Source organism: Erythrobacter sp. NAP1, assembly GCF_000152865.1.
Lineage (GTDB): Bacteria > Pseudomonadota > Alphaproteobacteria > Sphingomonadales > Sphingomonadaceae > Erythrobacter.
Genome location: NZ_CH672390.1, coordinates 3197178 through 3212467 on the forward strand (window position 1 = coordinate 3197178; position 15290 = coordinate 3212467).

The following is a 15290-nucleotide window of genomic DNA, read 5'->3' on the forward strand; positions in this document are numbered from 1 at the left end:
GCATAATATCTGACAGGTAACGCGAAAGGTTCAAAGCGTGGGGTTCATGGTTTTGCGCAAATTAGGTCTTAAGGCAGGAATTGCCAGTGCGCTTGGTGCAAGCCTGCTTGCTCTGGTCGCTGTTCAGCCTGCTTCGGCGCAGCTTTATTCCGAAGGCTATCAGTTCCTCGAAGCGGTCAAGGAACGCGATGGCGACACCGCAACCGACATGCTCAATGAGCCTGGAACGCAGGTGGTAAACACCCGCGACATCACGACCGGCGATACCGGACTGCACGTTGTGGTGGCGCGGCGCGATACGTTGTGGGTCAAGTTCCTGCTTCAACGCGGCGCGAACCCGAACATTCGCAACAATGACGGCCTTACCCCCCTCCAGATGGCGACCCGCCTCGGCTTTATCGAAGGGGCCGAGGAGCTTCTGAAGAAGGGCGCGCAGGTCAACGTCGCTGACAGTCAGGGCGAAACCCCGCTCATTTCTGCCGTGCACCAGCGCGACGTTGGCATGGTTCGCCGTCTGCTCGCTGAAGGCGCTGATCCGGATCGCAACGACAATTCGGGCCGTTCGGCACGCGACTATCTCGCGCTGATGACCGGCAACACGCTGATGCAGCGCGAATTCGAAGCCGCTGACGAAGCGCGAGCCGAAAAACCCCAGACCGAGCAATACGGACCCTCATTCTGACTATGAACCAAACCGCCCCCGACTTCGCCGACATGACCCTCGACGAGCTGCGCATCGCGCTCGCTCCCGATATTGCCGCATCGGCGATTTTCGACGGGTGGAACGAAACGGCGCTGGTCGCGGCGGCGGAAATGGCCGGGGCGGACGTGGACATTGCCAAGCTCGCTTTTCCGAGCGGCGCTTCGCAGGCGATGGACATGATCGAGGCGTGGATCACTTCGGTCGACATCGCGATGGAAGAGGCCTGGCCCGAAGAGCGGCTTGCCGAACTCAAGATCCGCGAACGCATCCGCGCGCTGGTTGCCTTCCGGCTCGAAGCGGTCGAGCATATCGACGAGGCCGTGCGCCGCGCGATGGCGATCATGGCAATGCCGCAAAACGCGCCGCGCTCGCTTCAGCTTGGGTGGCGATCGGCGGATGTCATGTGGCGTCTCGCCGGGGACACGGCGACCGATTACAACCATTATACAAAGCGCGCGATCCTTGCCGGGATCTACTCCGCAACGCTTGCCGTGTTCGTCAATGACGATAGCGAGGGCAAGGAAAAGACCTACGAATTTCTCGATCGCCGCATCGACGGCGTGATGAAATTCGAGAAGGCCAAGGCGCAGTTCCTCAATCGCGACATCGAACTGCCGAGCCTCACGCGCTTCCTCGGGCGGCTGCGTTACCCCTCTAGGTAGTATCAACCATATTGGAGGTGGAAAAGCGCGAGGTCGCCTCGCGCTGAGCGAAAGCGTGTCCTATTACCCTTGGCGAGAATCGCGGCCGCATGCGCCGCTTGAGACAGATTACGGGAAGGAAAGATAAATGGCGGGTTCGCTCAACAAGGTAATGCTGATCGGAAATCTCGGGGCAGACCCCGAAATCCGCAGCTTCCAAAACGGCGGGCGGGTGGCAAACCTGCGCATCGCCACCAGTGAAAACTGGAAAGACCGCAACACCGGCGAACGCCAGGAACGCACCGAATGGCACACGGTCGCGATCTTCTCCGAAGGTCTGGTGAATGTGTGCGAGAACTACCTGAAGAAGGGCAGCAAGGTCTTCGTCGAGGGCCAGCTCCAGACCCGCAAGTGGCAGGACCAGAACGGTCAGGATCGCTATTCGACCGAAGTGGTGCTGCGCGGCTATAACGGCACGCTCACCATGCTCGATGGTCGCGGCGAAGGCGGCGGCGGCGGTGGTGGCGGTCGCTCGGGCGGCGGCTATGGCGGCGGAGGCGGCGGTGCCGGCTATGGCGATCGCGGCGGCCAAGGCGGCGGCGGCTGGAACCAGGGCGGCGGCGGCTCAGGCGGCGGAAACGGCGGTTCGGGCGGTGGCTCAGGTGGCGGCTCGGGCGGCTATGACGACCTCGATGACGACATTCCGTTCTAGGTCGCGCTCACTTCAGGCAAGAGACACAGAGGGCTCCGCAGGCGATTGCGGAGCCCTTTCTCGTTATGAAATGTCAAAACAGTTTGACATTTTCCTCCAAATGTAAAAACATCTGAACATTCTTAGGGTCGAAGTGGAGTGTTCAAGGATGACATATCGCACCAAGTTCTGGCTGTTGGCTGCCGTTTCATTCGGGTCAGCTCTGATTGCCGGAGTGATTATCGGCAAGACCGTGCCTGCATCAGGCGGCGTTGAGAATCCGGCGCTTGTTCTGCCCGTTCTGCTCGTGGTGGTTGGGCTGGTCATGGCGGCGAGCGTTGCCTGGTGGCGCAAGACCGATGATGTGCAAAAGCAGGGCCAGCTTGTGAGTTGGTGGTGGGGTGGAAATACCGGAGCGCTCGCGATGCTCGTCACGCTGGTCGTCCTGACCGGCCGTCACAGCGACATCAGCCTTGGCGCAATCTATCTCTTCCTCGCCCAGTTTGCCGGAATGGCGGTGGTCTTTCTGGCCTGGAAGTTCCACGGCAGGGGCGTCGCGGAATGAAGAATTGCCTGCGTGACCTGCGAAAAGGGCGCGGCCTCAATCAGGCCGACCTCGCCAATACGCTCGAAGTGTCGCGCCAGACGATCATCGCGATTGAGGCCGACAAATACGACCCATCGCTGCCGATGGCCTATCGCCTGGCTGCTTTCTTCGATGTCCCGGTTGAAGAGCTGTTCTTCAACCCCTGGCGCGACTGAACCCGCTGAGCGTTAGCGCCGCGCCATCTGGTAGATGATTGAGGTCGCGTAATAGGAACGGAACGGCTGCCCGCTGGCGTCCATTGCGGGCTGGAACTCGGCTTCCTGCATTTCGGCGCATGCTGGCGAATCGAGCTTTTCGGTCGTCGTCGCTGCATCGATCTGGCAGCGCTCGACGCGGCCGTCTTCGCCGACGATCACACGCATGCGCAGGATCGCCTGCTCGCCTCGCATCAGGGCGCTGGTCGGATATTTGCTGGCGATACGGCTCGCGACGCGTTCTTCGTTCAGCCACTTGGGCATGCTTGCAGCGGCGAGGTGCTGGTCGACGTCGAGACCCCATTCGCGCACCATGTCCTGCGTGCAGGAATTGAGAACCTTGAACGCCTCACCAAGCGGACCGGTTTCGAACCGGACTTCGCGCCCTCGCTGGCGAACCGAGACGAATTCGACCTTGTCACCGAGATCCGCATCGAGCTGCGCAAGCCCGGTGATTTCCTGTTCGAACGGAGCGGTGCCGTTCTCGACATGAACATTCGAATAGATCACCGCATTGCCGATCGTGTCGAGCTCTCCGGTGAACGGCTCGGTGCGAAGATCTTCCTGGCCCTCGTAGAACTTGAGCGAGGTGCGCCCACGGCTGCGGAAGCGCTTGAGCGCGGGGCCAGCGACCGTCAGCCCGGCCTGGGCGTTGGGATAGTGCTGCTCGAAAAAAAGGTAGTGGCGATCGTCTTCCGGTCCGAACATCGCGGCAAGCCGACATTTGTCGGGAGCGAAGTCGACATTCCACTGCGACGAGCGTTCGAGCGAGATCGGCTCGGACGCTAGCGCGGGCACGGAGATTGCGGCGCACGCGCTGGCGAGCGCGGCGATCCGAATGGTACGGAAACTGGACATGAAAGTGACCCCTGGATTTCTGCGACGAACACAGACTGCCGATTCTAGGCAAGGGGATCAAGCACCTATGCGCTTCAATCCTTCTTGAGCGCCGCAAGCGCAGCGGCCAGCGGACCTTCCTGTTCGCCTTCGGCCACGATCCCGGCTTTCTTTCGCATTTCGTCGGCAGCGGGCCCTTCGGCATAGGGGTCGATTGCAAGACCCAGCGTTTGCGCGATCGCTTCGCCGAGGTCGAATGCATCGCCTGAATAGTCGATTTCATCGCAATCGTCGGCTTCGAGTTCGACCTCTATCTCGCCGTCTTCGTCCTCGGCTGGGTCAAGGGCGCTTTCCTCGACAAAGCGCAGGTCGATGCTCTCGTCGATGGTCGCAGGAAAGTCCTCGCCTGAAATTGCGCAGGTCTGCCGGATAGCAGCGCTCAACCGCCCGGTCGCGCGGATCGCACTGGCGCGCTGTTCGAGCGATATTTCGGCGCGAAGGGAATCGATGCCCGGCAGACCAAAGCGGCTTGCAAGCGCTGCGCGCTCACTCGCATCGGCCTCGACCACCACCGGTTCTGCCGGGAGGCTTTTGACCTTTACGAGGCGCTGAAGTTCGGAAGTTGCCACGTCAATCACCAGATGCCGCTTGCCTTCAGGATCGTCTTGTCATCGAAGGTCGCAAGCCTTTCGGAAAGCGCGAGCAGTTTGTCTGCGACCTTCTCAGCGCTCGCCTGTTCGTCTGCCCCTTCGCGGAACGTCACGTTGCGTGAGACTGCAGCGACCAGCTTTTCGCGATCCTTCTCGGTCAGCGCGCTGCGGTATGCACCGAGCCTGCCGCCGAGCACGCTCATCAGCTTGCCCACACGCTTGCCCACGACGACATCGTTTACGCCAAATTCGCGCAACTGGCCGTCCATGTCCTCGACGAACAATTCGGCCAGAAGCGCGCTCTCGCTGCGCATCTCGCTCGCCTCGACGCGGACCATGACGACGCACAGGATCGCGGTGATCAGATCGAAGCGCCCGCCGACCGTGTCGGCAACATCGCAGTCGGCATAATAGGACGGCTCGCGCGCCAATTCGACGACGCGGTGCCACAGCGGGCGGACTGTTTCACGAGGGTCAGGGCCCGTGCCCAGCAGCTTTGAAAGAAAAGACATCATATCCTCATTACGAAACGCTTGCCCGATGGGTTTCGCACCGACCTATCGCATTCAGCGGCAATTCACCCGCCCCTTGTCAGCGCACCATTCGCGCTAATGCCAGCCCACATACGTGCATGTCTGTGTGCTTGCTGGCCCAGAGCGTTGCAACGCTTCGCGACAGGCCGTAAGGCGTTGCCACGAGATATAGGTCGCGCTGCGTGCGCGGCAAGAGACGGTTAGAAGACGGGATTTAACGACAACGATGTTGAAAGCACCTTCGGCAAATGGCCGCATGTTCAAGATTGCAGCACTGGGCTGCGCGGTGCTGGCACTCGGTGCGTGTTCCTCCATCCGCGAATCGCGTGGTTTCGTGAACGATGCCGTGCTCGTTAACTCGGTTCAGCCGGGCATCGACAACCGTCGCTCGGTCGAAGGCATGTTGGGCCGTCCGACCTTCGAAAGCCAGTATGGCGAGAACACCTGGTATTACATTTCCAGCATCACCGGCCGTCGCCCCTTCGTGCGCCCGCGCATTCGCGACCACTCGGTGATGGCAATCCGCTTCGATGAAGAAGGCAATGTCGCAACGATCGAGCGCAGCGGTATCGACGAGGTCGTCTACCTCACGCCCGATGGCGACAAGACCCCAACGCTTGGCCGTGAGCGCGGCTTCCTCGAAGACCTGTTCGGCAATATCGGCCAGGTTGGCGGCGTTGGCGCACCGGGCGGTGGCCCGGGCGGTCCGTAAGCCTTGCGCTTGACGCTTTTCGCACAGCGCCCATATCTGCCGCGATGAGCGAAAATAACGGCGACCACGGCCTTATTCAGTGGCACGGCACCACCATCATCGGCGTAAAGCGCGGCGGCAAGACCGTCGTGGCGGGCGATGGTCAGGTCTCCATGGGCAACACCGTGATGAAGCCCAATGCCCGCAAGGTTCGCCGCATTGGTGAAGGCGAAAAGGTCGTGGCCGGTTTTGCCGGTGCGACTGCCGATGCTTTCACCCTGTTTGAACGCCTTGAACGCAAGCTTGAGCAATATTCCGGGCAGTTGATGCGCGCCTCGGTCGAGCTCGCCAAGGACTGGCGCACCGACAAGTATCTGCGCAATCTCGAAGCGTTGATGATCGTCGCGGACGAGGAAAGCCTGCTGGTGCTCACCGGCAATGGCGATGTGCTTGAACCCGAAGGCGGGATCGCGGCGATCGGATCAGGCGGCAATTACGCGCTCGCCGCCGCACGTGCGCTTTCCGATTACGAAGAAGACGCCGAACAGATAGCGCGCAAGGCCATGGCCGTTGCCGCTGAAATTTGCGTCTTCACCAACGGTAATCTGACAGTGGAAACGGTCTAACGAACCGCGCTGGGGGTAAAGCCCCATTGCTGCCAGCAACCTCACGCATTCGAATTGCGAGCAGGGGCAGCATGATTCTTCATCAGACAATCGATCGTCGCCGGCTTTTGTCCGGCGCTGCTGTGGCAGGCGGAGCCCTGTCATTGGGAGCCTGCGCGCGCGAACCTTTGGCAATGGCGAGCGCGCCTCCATCGGCAGTTTGCCTTCCCGCAGTGCTTGCCGAGGAAGGCCGCGTCATCAGGACGGTCGCTGGCATACGTCCCTATCGAGACGCCGGTTTCGTCGTGCGCGAAGAAGTTCTGGGGACCAAGAGGCTGGTGCACAATTACGGTCATGGCGGTGCGGGAATCACGCTCAGTTGGGGCTCATCCATGCTTGCGGCGAGGGCGGGACTTGCCGGGCATTCGGGTCCGGTCGCGGTGATCGGATCGGGCGCGCTAGGGCTCACGGCTGCCAAGCTGGTGCAGGAGGCAGGCTTCAAGGTCACGATCTACGCCGCCGACTTTCCGCCCGACACAACCTCCAATGTAGCGGGCGGGCAAATCCATCCGGCGAGCCTCTTCCGCGGCAGCGCGGTTGACGATGCTTGGATGGCGCAATTCGCCGCCGCGATGGATTACAGCTATCGCCGCTACCAGATCAGCGTCGGCGAGGACACCGGCGTGCGCTGGCTCACGACCTATGACGAAACGCGCGGTCGCGGCCTCCCGGAGATCGAGGCGCGCATGATGCCTGCCGCGCGGATTCTGGGCGAGGGCGAGCATCCTTTCCCGGTCGAGACCGTGCGCGAATGGCGCGGCATGTATGTCGAGACCGGACGCTGGCTGGAGCACCTGATGCGCGAGGTCAGCATCGCGGGCGCGCGCATGATCCGCCGCCGATTCGAGACACCTGCCGATCTCGCCGAGCTGCCCGAAACCCTGGTCATCAACTGCACGGGCTTTGGCGCGCGTGACCTCTTCGGCGATGAGGAGATGGTCGGCGCACGCGGCCAGTTGGCGATCCTGTTGCCGCAGCCAGAGCTCAATTATGCCTACCGGATGCGCGCAGGCTACATGTTCCCGCGTCCTGATGGCGTGATCCTCGGGGGCACGTTCGAGCGTGGCGAGATTGATCCGACGCCACATCCCGACGACATCGCCCGCATCCTTGCGACGCACCGCGAATTGAGCAGCGCCTTCGCCTGTACGACCTGATCGGGTTCGCCGCCCCCTTGCACGCGGGCTCATGCGCCCCCAAATCGCGCGGCAATGACAGACAATCTTACTCCCAAGGCCATCGTGGCCGCTCTCGACGAACACATCATCGGACAAAAGGACGCCAAGCGCGCGGTCGCGGTCGCCTTGCGCAATCGCTGGCGCCGCCAGCGGCTTGGCCCGGATCTTCGCGATGAAGTGACGCCCAAGAATATCCTCATGATCGGCCCGACCGGCTGCGGTAAGACCGAGATCAGCCGCCGTCTTGCGAAGCTCGCCGAGGCTCCCTTCGTGAAGGTCGAGGCGACCAAGTTCACCGAGGTCGGCTATGTCGGGCGCGACGTTGAACAGATCGCGCGAGACCTTGTCGAGGAAGCGATCCGGCTGGAAAAAGAACGCCGCCGTGACAGCGTGCGCGAGGCCGCCTCCGAAGCCGCGATGGAGCGTCTGCTTACCGCGCTAGTCGGCGACAATGCGTCAGAAGCGACCCGCGAAAGCTTCCGCCAGCGTATCACCCAGAACGCCATGAACGATGTCGAAGTCGAGATCGACGTGGTCGAGGCATCGAACACGCCGTTCGACATGGGCAATATGGGCGGCAACATGCAGATGATCGATTTGTCTGACATGATGGGCAAGGCGTTCGGCAAGAAGCCGACCAAGAAGCGTAAGCTGCGCGTGCCCGATGCATGGGACAAGCTCGTCGATGAAGAAGCCGACAAGCGCCTCGACGATGACGATGTCGCGCAGACCGCGCTACGCAATGCCGAGACCAACGGGATCGTCTTCCTGGACGAGATTGACAAGATCGCCGTCAGCGACGTGCGCGGCGGATCGGTCAGCCGTGAAGGCGTGCAGCGCGATTTGCTGCCGCTGATCGAAGGCACGACCGTTGCGACCAAGTATGGTCCGATGAAGACCGACCACATCCTCTTCATCGCAAGCGGTGCGTTCCATGTCGCGAAGCCTTCGGACATGCTGCCCGAACTTCAGGGCCGCCTGCCGATCCGCGTGAACCTGCGTGCACTGACGCAGGAAGACTTCGTGCGCATCCTAAGCGAGACCCGCGCCAATTTGGTCGAGCAGTACCGCGCCCTGATCGGCACCGAGAAGGTCGAGCTCGACATCAAGAAAGAAGCGATCGACGAGGTTGCGACCATCGCTGCGCAGGTCAACGAAAGCGTCGAGAATATCGGTGCCCGCAGGTTGCAGACGGTGATGGAAAAGCTGCTTGAAGAGATTAGCTTCGAAGCCGAAGAGCATGAAGGCGAAACGATTACGATCGACGCTGCCTATGTGCGCGAACGGCTGGGTGATCTCGCGGGCGATGCCGATCTGTCGAAATACATCCTCTGATCACCGCGTTCGGGGCGAAAATGACGTCCCGATACAAGGCGCTATCAGGGATTTGCCCTAATCAGCTCCGCATAGAGCGCGCGGCCTGATTCGGCACGCCTGCCAGCGAGTTGAGGACAAACTATGACACCAGGGAGCGTGAGCGACCTTAAGGCGATGCTGACCGGCCTCGATCCGGAGCTGTCGTCACGCGCCTGGTGCTTTCATCTGCTGGATGAGGACGGGCTGATCCCGCAAACCGCCTTTGCCGTAATCCGCGAAGCTGAAGGCACCTGCGCGATCTTGCCTGCAGAGGCAGCGCCCGATGATGCACCGCAATTTGCGAAGATCACGCTGCGGATCCACTCCGACCTTGAAGCTGTCGGCCTCACCTCTGCTGTCTCGAATACGCTCGCCATGTCTGGGATCGCCTGCAATGTCGTCGCCGCGCTCAACCACGACCACCTCTTGGTTCCGTGGGATCACAGGCACAAAGCGCTTCAGTTGGTCGAAAAGCTCAGTCTCGACGCGCGTCGATGAATCTCAGCTATTTGCAGGGATGATTTGCGCTACCTGTTGAATGCACGCGGCACACGCGCTTTAAAGCACGGGTCGCAATGTATTTTCAGGGGCCAATTCGAACATGATCCGTACCATCCTGCTTGGCGGAGCCGCCGCGTGCGCGCTGACCGCTTCCGTGCCTGCTTTCGCAGAGGCTCACATCGAAACCGTGGCAGAGGCACCCACGCTCAGCGCTCCGGCAATCGAATACACGATGTGGACGCTCGACAATGGGCTGCGCGTGATCGCTATCGAGGACGACACCACCAGCACGGTCACGACATCGCTGTGGTACGATATCGGCTCAAAGCTCGACCCCGATGGGCGCAGCGGATTTTCACACCTGTTTGAGCATATCCTCAGCCGTAAGACCGAGAACATGCCATACAACATGATCTACGGGCTGACCGCCGACATCGGCGGCACGCGCAACGCGTCGAACTGGATCGACCGCACCAACTATTTCGAGCAGGTGCCCGCCGCTTACCTCGAGACGATGCTGTGGACCCACCGCGAGCGCATGGCGAATGTGGTCGTAGATGAAGAGGTGTTTGAAACCGAGCGCGGCGTGGTAAAAGAAGAACTGCGCCAGCGCGTGCTAGCACCGCCCTATGGTCGCCTCCAACGCTTCATCCTTCCCGAAAACGCCTATGACGTGATGCCGCACCGGCGTCCCGGCATCGGTTCGATCGAGGATCTCGACAACGCAACGCTCGACGACGCGCGCGCATTCTACGAGGCCTATTACGGGCCAGATACAGCGACGCTGATCGTTGCTGGCAACTTTGAGATGGAAAACCTGCGCACGCTGGTCGACCAGTACTTCGCCGATATCCCGCCGCGCGCAAATCCGGTCGACCTCACGATCGAAACGCGCGAGCCCGAAGCAACCGGGCCGCGTACCGTCAACGCAACTGCTCCGAATGTCCCGCTTCCGGTAGTAGGCGGGGTTTGGAAAGCGCCGCCGACCACGCATGAGGACGCAGCCGCCCTTCAGGTGCTCGGCGCAATTCTTGGCCGCGGTGACAATTCCCGGCTCGACAAGGCTTTGGTTCGCACAGGTCAGGCGGTCCAGACCGCCTCGTCGATCCAGATGTTCCGCGAAGCCGGACAGATCGGCATCTACGCCATCGTACGCGGCGCGCCGCAAATGGAAGCAGCAGGCGCGACGCTCGATGGTGAGCTTGAAAGGGTCCGCACCGAGCTGGTGACGGATGCAGAGCTGGCCGAGGCGAAGAATGAAATCGTCTCCTCAACGCTCAGCCGCCGCGAAACCGCACGCGGGCGCGCATTCGAACTAGGCGAAGCGCTCGTTTCGAGCGGCGATCCTGATTTTGCTGACAAGCGCCTCGCCGAAATCGTCGAGGTGACTGCCGAAGATGTGATGCGCGTTGCAGCCACATATCTCGATCCAATGAAGCGGGTGACCATCACCTACACCGCCGGTGAGGACGATCCCGACGCTTATGCCAATCCGACCCCCATGCCCGCCTTCCGCTCGCTACCGCCAGCGGTGGGCGAGATCCGCGAGGTAAAGCCGGAAGGCGAGCGCATGGCGCCTCCGGGACCGGGAGAAACGCCTGAAGTGGCCAGCCCCGAGATCTTCGAAGGAACGCTTTCAAACGGTATTCCCGTGGTCGCGGTGCAGACCGGCGACGTGCCTATTGCGACGATCTCCATGATTGTGCCGGGCGGTTCAAAAACCGACCCGCGTGAGCTGGCCGGCGTTGCCAACATGGCAGCCTCGCTCGCTGACAAGGGAGTCAATGGCATGGATGCGGGCGCGATTGCCGCTCGCTTCGAGAGCCTTGGCGCGAATTTTGGTGGAGGTTCGAGCAATGACGGGACCAGTTTCTTCCTGACCGCGCCCACTGCCAATCTCGCCGAAGCGGGTGAATTGGCCGCGTCCATTGTGCGCGGCGCAATCTATCCCGATGAGGAATTCGAACGCGAACGCACCCGTGCCATCGACGGGCTGAAGGTCGCGCTTCAGGACCCGGGTAGTCTTTCGGGCTTTGTGCGCCGGGTCGCGATGTATGGCGATGCGCCCTACGGCTCGCAACCGGGCGGAACGGCGGAGAGCCTCGCTGCGATCACCCGCGACGACCTGCTGGATTATCGCCAACGCTTCATCCACCCGGACCGCATGAAGATCGTGATCTCGGGCGGTATCTCGCCGGAAAACGCGATGGCCACGGCAGAGGCGATGTTTGGCGACTGGCAGACCGATCTTCTGCCACGCCCGATCCCCGAAGAAGCCGCAGGTAGCGCGCTTCCGGTTCGCACCATCGTGATCGACATGCCCGATGCAGGGCAGGCTGCGGTTAGCGCTTCGGTGCGTGCGCCTTCCCGGACGGGCGAGGATTACTGGGCGCTTGAACTTGCAAACTCGGTTCTCGGCGGTGGCTCAAGCGGGCGGCTGTTCGAGGAAGTACGCACCAAGCGTTCGCTCAGCTACGGTGCCTATTCGGGCTTTGGCGACCGCATGGATGACGCGATCCTGAGCGCCAGCGCGCAGACCAAGAACGAAACCGCAGACGAAGTGGTGCAGATCTTTCTCGACGAGTTCGCACGCCTCGGCAACGAGCCCTTGAGCGATGATCTGCTGGAACGCCGCCGCCTTTACATGACTGGCGGCTATGCGCGCGCGCTCGAGACAAGCGGCGGGTTCAACAACATTGTCGCAGGGCTCCTGCAACAGGGACTCACCGCCGAGGAAGCTGCGCTCTATTCGCAGCGGCTTGCCGACGTCACGCCCAATGCCGCGAGCGCGGCGGCGCGCAGCTACGTCGATCCGGCAATGGCGACGGTGGTTGTCGTGGGAGATGCTTCGCAGTTTCTCGACGACCTCAAGGCGATCCGGCCTGATGTCGAGGTAATCCCGGCGAGCGAGCTTGACCTGACCACGGCTGACCTGCGCCTCAACGCTGGTGGCTAACCGCTAAAAACGGGGCGGCGGTTCATTCCGCCGCCTCGGTTTCCTCGGCCTTGGTGTCTGTTTTTTCCTGCGCCTGCTGCGCCCACATGTCGGCATAGAGACCGCCAGCAGCTAGCAATTCGGCATGCGTACCGCTCTCGCAAAGCTGGCCCTGGTCAAGCACGATGATCCGGTCGGCATCGGCAATCGTCGAGAGCCTATGCGCAATCGCGATGGTCGTGCGCCCGCGCGCGAGGCGGCGTAGCGTGCCGAGAATTTCCTGTTCGGTGCGCGTGTCGAGCGCACTGGTCGCTTCGTCAAGGAGCAGGATCGGCGGGTTCTTCACCAGCGTGCGCGCGATGGCGACGCGCTGTTTCTCACCACCTGAAAGTTTGAGGCCGCGCTCACCTACGGTGGTTTCGAAGCGCTCGGGCAGGCGGTCGATCAACGGCATCAGCGCCGCATCGCGCGCAGCGGCCTCGACCGTTTCCTGACCCGCGCCTTCCGCGCCGTAAGCGATATTGTAGGCGAGCGTATCGTTGAACAGCACACTGTCCTGCGGGACGATCCCGATGGCGGCGCGCACAGTGTCCTGCTCGGCCTTGGCGATATCCTGACCGTCGATAAGGATGCGCCCGCCTTTCGGATCGTAGAATCGGAAAAGAAGCCGACCGATCGTGCTCTTGCCCGCGCCCGAAGGGCCGACAATGGCAAGCGTGCTGCCCGCCGGCACTTCGAAGCTCAGCCCCTTGATGATCGTGCGCTCGGCCTCATAGCCGAAGGTCACATTCTCGAAGGCAATGCTCGGCTCGTTCACCACCAGCGGTTTTGCATCGGGCGCGTCCTCTACCTCGACCGCGGTGTCCATCAGCTTGAACATCTCCGCCATGTCGACCAGTCCCTGGCGGATCGTGCGATACACCCATCCGAGCAGGTCGAGCGGGCGAAATAGCTGCATCAGATACGTGTTCACGAAAACGAGATCGCCAACGGTCAGCTGTCCCCGGCTCCAGCCCCAGACACTGAACGCCATCGCGCCAGCCATCAGTGCGTTGGTGATGACCGATTGCACCACGTTCAAAAGCGCGAGCGAGTTTTCCGACTTCGCCGCAGCCATCGCATAAGCCCGCGCCGCTTCAGAGTAGCGTTTTTCCTCGCGCTCCTCGGCGCCGAAATATTTGACTGTCTCGAAGTTCAGCAGCGAATCCACGGCGCGGTGAAGCGCCTGGCCATCGAGATCGTTCATCTCGCGCCGCAGCTTGGTTCGCCATTCGGTGATCAGCCTCGTCACATATATATAGGCGACGACGGTAAAGGCGGTCGCGGCGACCAGCTCCCACCCGAAATTGAGGTAGAAGATGACGCCCACCGCGATCAGTTCGATGGCGGTCGGGGCAATGTTGAACAGCAGGAAGTAGAGCATCATGTCGATGCTCTTGGTCCCGCGCTCGATGATCTTGGTGACCTCGCCCGTGCGGCGGTTGAGATGGAAGCGAAGGCTCAGCCGGTGGAGCCGGTGAAACACGTCTTCGGCGAGGCTGAGCGTCGCCATCTGGCCCACGCGCTCGAATGCGACGTTGCGCATGTTGTCGAACAGGAGCGAGGTGAAGCGGCCAAGGACATAGGCGGCAACCAGCGCCATCGCGACCTGCGCACTTTCGGCAATCGCATCGCCCGCGCCGGATTGCTCCATCGCATCGACCGCGCCCTTATAGGCAAAGGGAAGGGCCAACGTTGCGCCCTTCGCGGCGAGCACGAATACCATCGCGATGATGATGCGCCAACGAAGCGAGGGGTTCTCGCGCGGCCAAAGGTAGGGGAGGAAGCGCCGAAGCGTCTTCCAGCCTTCGCCTTCGGGCGGCGTTTGCGGTCGGTCGGAAGAGGCTGTGTCAGGCGGCATTGCGCGCCATCATGTGGGCGCGCGTGCAGACTATAACAAGGCAAGCCCTTAGGCCGGACCCTTAAAAGATCGGGCGATATCCCCGTGACCGGTTACGCCGCATCGCGCGAGCGACGTCGCGCGGCACATCGAACAGCACGCGCTGATTGGCAAAGTCAATCGCGACCCGGTCGAAGATCTTTAGGTGATCCATCCCGAGCGCAAGCACCGGCTTGTCTTGCAGTCCCAGAGCTTCAAATGCCGGGGCATCGGCAAAGGTGAGCGGCACATTGGTAAGCGCCATGCCCTCTATATTGAGTGAGCGCACCACCTGAAGCTGGCCGATCATGTCTACGCCATTGACGTCGGTGGTGGTGATGTCCTGCGCGCGTTTGGCCCGCATACGCTCCTGCAGTGCAAGATTGCCGATGCTCGATTGAGCGCCGGTGTCGATAATGACGGTCGCGCGCACGCCTTCGACCAAAGCGTCGGTGATGAGCAACTGGCCAAGCTCGGCCCGCGCGCGCACGATGATCTCGAAACCGCGCCGCGCATCGCGATCATCGGTCACGTCCTGAAGGGCGATAGTCTCTTCGCGAAAGTCGATGAGAACGCGCAGGTCCTGCAAGCTGTCCAGACCGATGATCCCGTCGGCACCGACATGCTGGCGTTCAAGGACGGGTGAGATCAGGTCGCGCACCGTGTGGTTGCCGAAACTCATCTCGTCCACCTCGACAACTTGCACGTCGCGGCGGCTGGCCATGCCGACGAGGGTCGCCATACCAAATGGGTTGAGCGCGAGGCTGTCGTTGATCTGATGCGTGACGGCAGTGGCCTGACTGCCGGTGTCGATCATGAAATTGTATGGGCCCGCCCCCTCGACCAGCACAGGCACGGTGTATCGGTTGGTGCGATCTTCCTCGAGTTGGAGCACCTGCGTTGCTGGATTGGCAAGATCAGGGGCGACCGCTTCAATGTCAGGAGTGGGCGGGGTGATCGGCGGTTCGACGTTCACAGCAGTCGTCGCTGCGCTGGAGCCGATGAGGCTCAGGGCAAAGGCGGATAGGGCCGAAACTGTATGCATGATCTCTTCCCGAATGCCGGGCTTTCTTCACCCGGTCTGTAAGTAAGATACCAGAGAAGCGACCTAGCCCAAAATGCGGTGGTCGATTGCAGTGCGCCGCTCAGGCGGCGGGCTCGGCATCCTGCAGTTCATCGGACTGGCGAAG

General features: G+C 61.7%; 17 protein-coding genes (1 of these 17 only partly in view). 11 read left to right on the forward strand and 6 right to left on the reverse strand.

What is annotated here, in order from left to right; all coding sequences use genetic code 11:
• Nucleotides 1-46: 46 nt before the first annotated feature.
• The 5 genes from NAP1_RS15400 (at nt 47) to NAP1_RS15420 (ending at nt 2797) form a co-directional block, all read left to right on the forward strand.
• The gene (locus NAP1_RS15400) at nt 47-682 is read left to right on the forward strand and encodes an ankyrin repeat domain-containing protein (RefSeq protein WP_007166256.1); all 636 of its coding nucleotides are present in this window, start codon (nt 47-49) and stop codon (nt 680-682) included.
• A gap of 2 nt (nt 683-684) precedes the next feature.
• Nucleotides 685-1365, forward strand: a complete 681-nt coding sequence (locus NAP1_RS15405) for a COQ9 family protein (RefSeq protein WP_007166257.1) — start codon at nt 685-687, stop codon at nt 1363-1365.
• A 127-nt stretch (nt 1366-1492) separates the two neighbouring features.
• Nucleotides 1493-2056 carry a single-stranded DNA-binding protein gene (gene ssb / locus NAP1_RS15410; protein WP_007166258.1) on the forward strand — a complete coding sequence of 188 codons (564 nt, stop codon included), beginning with the start codon at nt 1493-1495 and terminating at the stop codon, nt 2054-2056.
• 148 nt (nt 2057-2204) lie between these two features.
• Nucleotides 2205-2600: a hypothetical protein gene (locus NAP1_RS15415; RefSeq protein ID WP_007166259.1), complete on the forward strand. Its 396-nt coding sequence runs from the start codon at nt 2205-2207 to the stop codon at nt 2598-2600.
• The gene (locus NAP1_RS15420; protein ID WP_007166260.1) at nt 2597-2797 is read left to right on the forward strand and encodes a helix-turn-helix transcriptional regulator; all 201 of its coding nucleotides are present in this window, start codon (nt 2597-2599) and stop codon (nt 2795-2797) included. Before NAP1_RS15415 ends, NAP1_RS15420 begins: the two co-directional genes overlap by 4 nt.
• 12 nt (nt 2798-2809) lie before the next feature.
• Here the strand turns inward: NAP1_RS15420 and NAP1_RS16145 are convergent, their stop codons facing one another.
• The 3 genes from NAP1_RS16145 to NAP1_RS15435 all read right to left on the reverse strand — a co-directional run bounded on the left by NAP1_RS16145 (nt 2810) and on the right by NAP1_RS15435 (nt 4835).
• Entirely contained in the window at nt 2810-3694 is an 885-nt protein-coding gene (locus NAP1_RS16145) for a TonB family protein (protein WP_007166261.1), read from the reverse strand.
• 74 nt (nt 3695-3768) lie between these two features.
• On the reverse strand, nt 3769-4311 hold the full coding sequence (locus NAP1_RS15430) for a DUF177 domain-containing protein (protein ID WP_007166262.1): 543 nt from the start codon (nt 4309-4311) through the stop codon (nt 3769-3771).
• Nucleotides 4308-4835: a ubiquinol-cytochrome C chaperone family protein gene (locus NAP1_RS15435; RefSeq protein WP_040465154.1), complete on the reverse strand. Its 528-nt coding sequence runs from the start codon at nt 4833-4835 to the stop codon at nt 4308-4310. Before NAP1_RS15435 ends, NAP1_RS15430 begins: the two co-directional genes overlap by 4 nt.
• Nucleotides 4836-5082: 247 nt before the next feature.
• Here NAP1_RS15435 and NAP1_RS15440 point away from each other — a divergent pair, with 247 nt between their 5' ends.
• The 6 genes from NAP1_RS15440 (at nt 5083) to NAP1_RS15465 (ending at nt 12203) form a co-directional block, all read left to right on the forward strand.
• A complete protein-coding gene (locus NAP1_RS15440; RefSeq protein ID WP_007166264.1) occupies nt 5083-5568 on the forward strand; it encodes an outer membrane protein assembly factor BamE in 486 nt (161 codons plus the stop codon).
• Between the two features lie 44 nt (nt 5569-5612).
• A complete protein-coding gene (gene hslV / locus NAP1_RS15445) occupies nt 5613-6173 on the forward strand; it encodes an ATP-dependent protease subunit HslV (protein ID WP_007166265.1) in 561 nt (186 codons plus the stop codon).
• A gap of 71 nt (nt 6174-6244) precedes the next feature.
• Complete coding sequence (locus tag NAP1_RS15450; protein ID WP_007166266.1) at nt 6245-7369, forward strand: FAD-dependent oxidoreductase; 1125 nt, start codon at nt 6245-6247, stop codon at nt 7367-7369.
• Between the two features lie 54 nt (nt 7370-7423).
• Nucleotides 7424-8725 carry an ATP-dependent protease ATPase subunit HslU gene (gene hslU / locus NAP1_RS15455; RefSeq protein WP_007166267.1) on the forward strand — a complete coding sequence of 434 codons (1302 nt, stop codon included), beginning with the start codon at nt 7424-7426 and terminating at the stop codon, nt 8723-8725.
• A 123-nt stretch (nt 8726-8848) separates the two neighbouring features.
• On the forward strand, nt 8849-9244 hold the full coding sequence (locus NAP1_RS15460; protein WP_007166268.1) for an ACT domain-containing protein: 396 nt from the start codon (nt 8849-8851) through the stop codon (nt 9242-9244).
• A gap of 103 nt (nt 9245-9347) precedes the next feature.
• Complete coding sequence (locus NAP1_RS15465) at nt 9348-12203, forward strand: pitrilysin family protein (protein WP_007166269.1); 2856 nt, start codon at nt 9348-9350, stop codon at nt 12201-12203.
• 22 nt (nt 12204-12225) lie between these two features.
• Here NAP1_RS15465 and NAP1_RS15470 read toward each other — a convergent pair whose 3' ends face one another.
• The 3 genes from NAP1_RS15470 to NAP1_RS15480 all read right to left on the reverse strand — a co-directional run.
• Nucleotides 12226-14082, reverse strand: coding sequence for an ABC transporter ATP-binding protein/permease (locus NAP1_RS15470; protein ID WP_007166270.1), 1857 nt, complete (start codon nt 14080-14082; stop codon nt 12226-12228).
• 61 nt (nt 14083-14143) lie between these two features.
• Nucleotides 14144-15145 (reverse strand): aspartyl protease family protein, encoded by a 1002-nt coding sequence (locus NAP1_RS15475; protein ID WP_007166271.1) that lies wholly within the window; start codon nt 15143-15145, stop codon nt 14144-14146.
• 100 nt (nt 15146-15245) lie between these two features.
• Nucleotides 15246-15290, reverse strand: the final stretch of a protein-coding gene (locus NAP1_RS15480) for a lipopolysaccharide biosynthesis protein (RefSeq protein ID WP_241761230.1). Its footprint extends 1401 nt past the window's final position; only the last 45 of its 1446 coding nucleotides appear in the window; its start codon lies beyond the right edge, outside the window; its stop codon occupies nt 15246-15248.

What these genes read in the sequence shown, in the direction of transcription:
- NAP1_RS15400 (WP_007166256.1), top strand. Translation starts at nt 47, where the DNA reads ATGGTTTTGCGCAAATTAGGTCTTAAGGCAGGAATTGCCAGTGCGCTT.
- NAP1_RS15405 (WP_007166257.1), top strand. Translation starts at nt 685, where the DNA reads ATGAACCAAACCGCCCCCGACTTCGCCGACATGACCCTCGACGAGCTG.
- ssb (WP_007166258.1), top strand. Translation starts at nt 1,493, where the DNA reads ATGGCGGGTTCGCTCAACAAGGTAATGCTGATCGGAAATCTCGGGGCA.
- NAP1_RS15415 (WP_007166259.1), top strand. Translation starts at nt 2,205, where the DNA reads ATGACATATCGCACCAAGTTCTGGCTGTTGGCTGCCGTTTCATTCGGG.
- NAP1_RS15420 (WP_007166260.1), top strand. Translation starts at nt 2,597, where the DNA reads ATGAAGAATTGCCTGCGTGACCTGCGAAAAGGGCGCGGCCTCAATCAG.
- NAP1_RS16145 (WP_007166261.1), bottom strand. Translation starts at nt 3,694, where the DNA reads ATGTCCAGTTTCCGTACCATTCGGATCGCCGCGCTCGCCAGCGCGTGC.
- NAP1_RS15435 (WP_040465154.1), bottom strand. Translation starts at nt 4,835, where the DNA reads ATGTCTTTTCTTTCAAAGCTGCTGGGCACGGGCCCTGACCCTCGTGAA.
- NAP1_RS15440 (WP_007166264.1), top strand. Translation starts at nt 5,083, where the DNA reads ATGTTGAAAGCACCTTCGGCAAATGGCCGCATGTTCAAGATTGCAGCA.
- hslV (WP_007166265.1), top strand. Translation starts at nt 5,613, where the DNA reads ATGAGCGAAAATAACGGCGACCACGGCCTTATTCAGTGGCACGGCACC.
- NAP1_RS15450 (WP_007166266.1), top strand. Translation starts at nt 6,245, where the DNA reads ATGATTCTTCATCAGACAATCGATCGTCGCCGGCTTTTGTCCGGCGCT.
- hslU (WP_007166267.1), top strand. Translation starts at nt 7,424, where the DNA reads ATGACAGACAATCTTACTCCCAAGGCCATCGTGGCCGCTCTCGACGAA.
- NAP1_RS15460 (WP_007166268.1), top strand. Translation starts at nt 8,849, where the DNA reads ATGACACCAGGGAGCGTGAGCGACCTTAAGGCGATGCTGACCGGCCTC.
- NAP1_RS15465 (WP_007166269.1), top strand. Translation starts at nt 9,348, where the DNA reads ATGATCCGTACCATCCTGCTTGGCGGAGCCGCCGCGTGCGCGCTGACC.
- NAP1_RS15470 (WP_007166270.1), bottom strand. Translation starts at nt 14,082, where the DNA reads ATGCCGCCTGACACAGCCTCTTCCGACCGACCGCAAACGCCGCCCGAA.
- NAP1_RS15475 (WP_007166271.1), bottom strand. Translation starts at nt 15,145, where the DNA reads ATGCATACAGTTTCGGCCCTATCCGCCTTTGCCCTGAGCCTCATCGGC.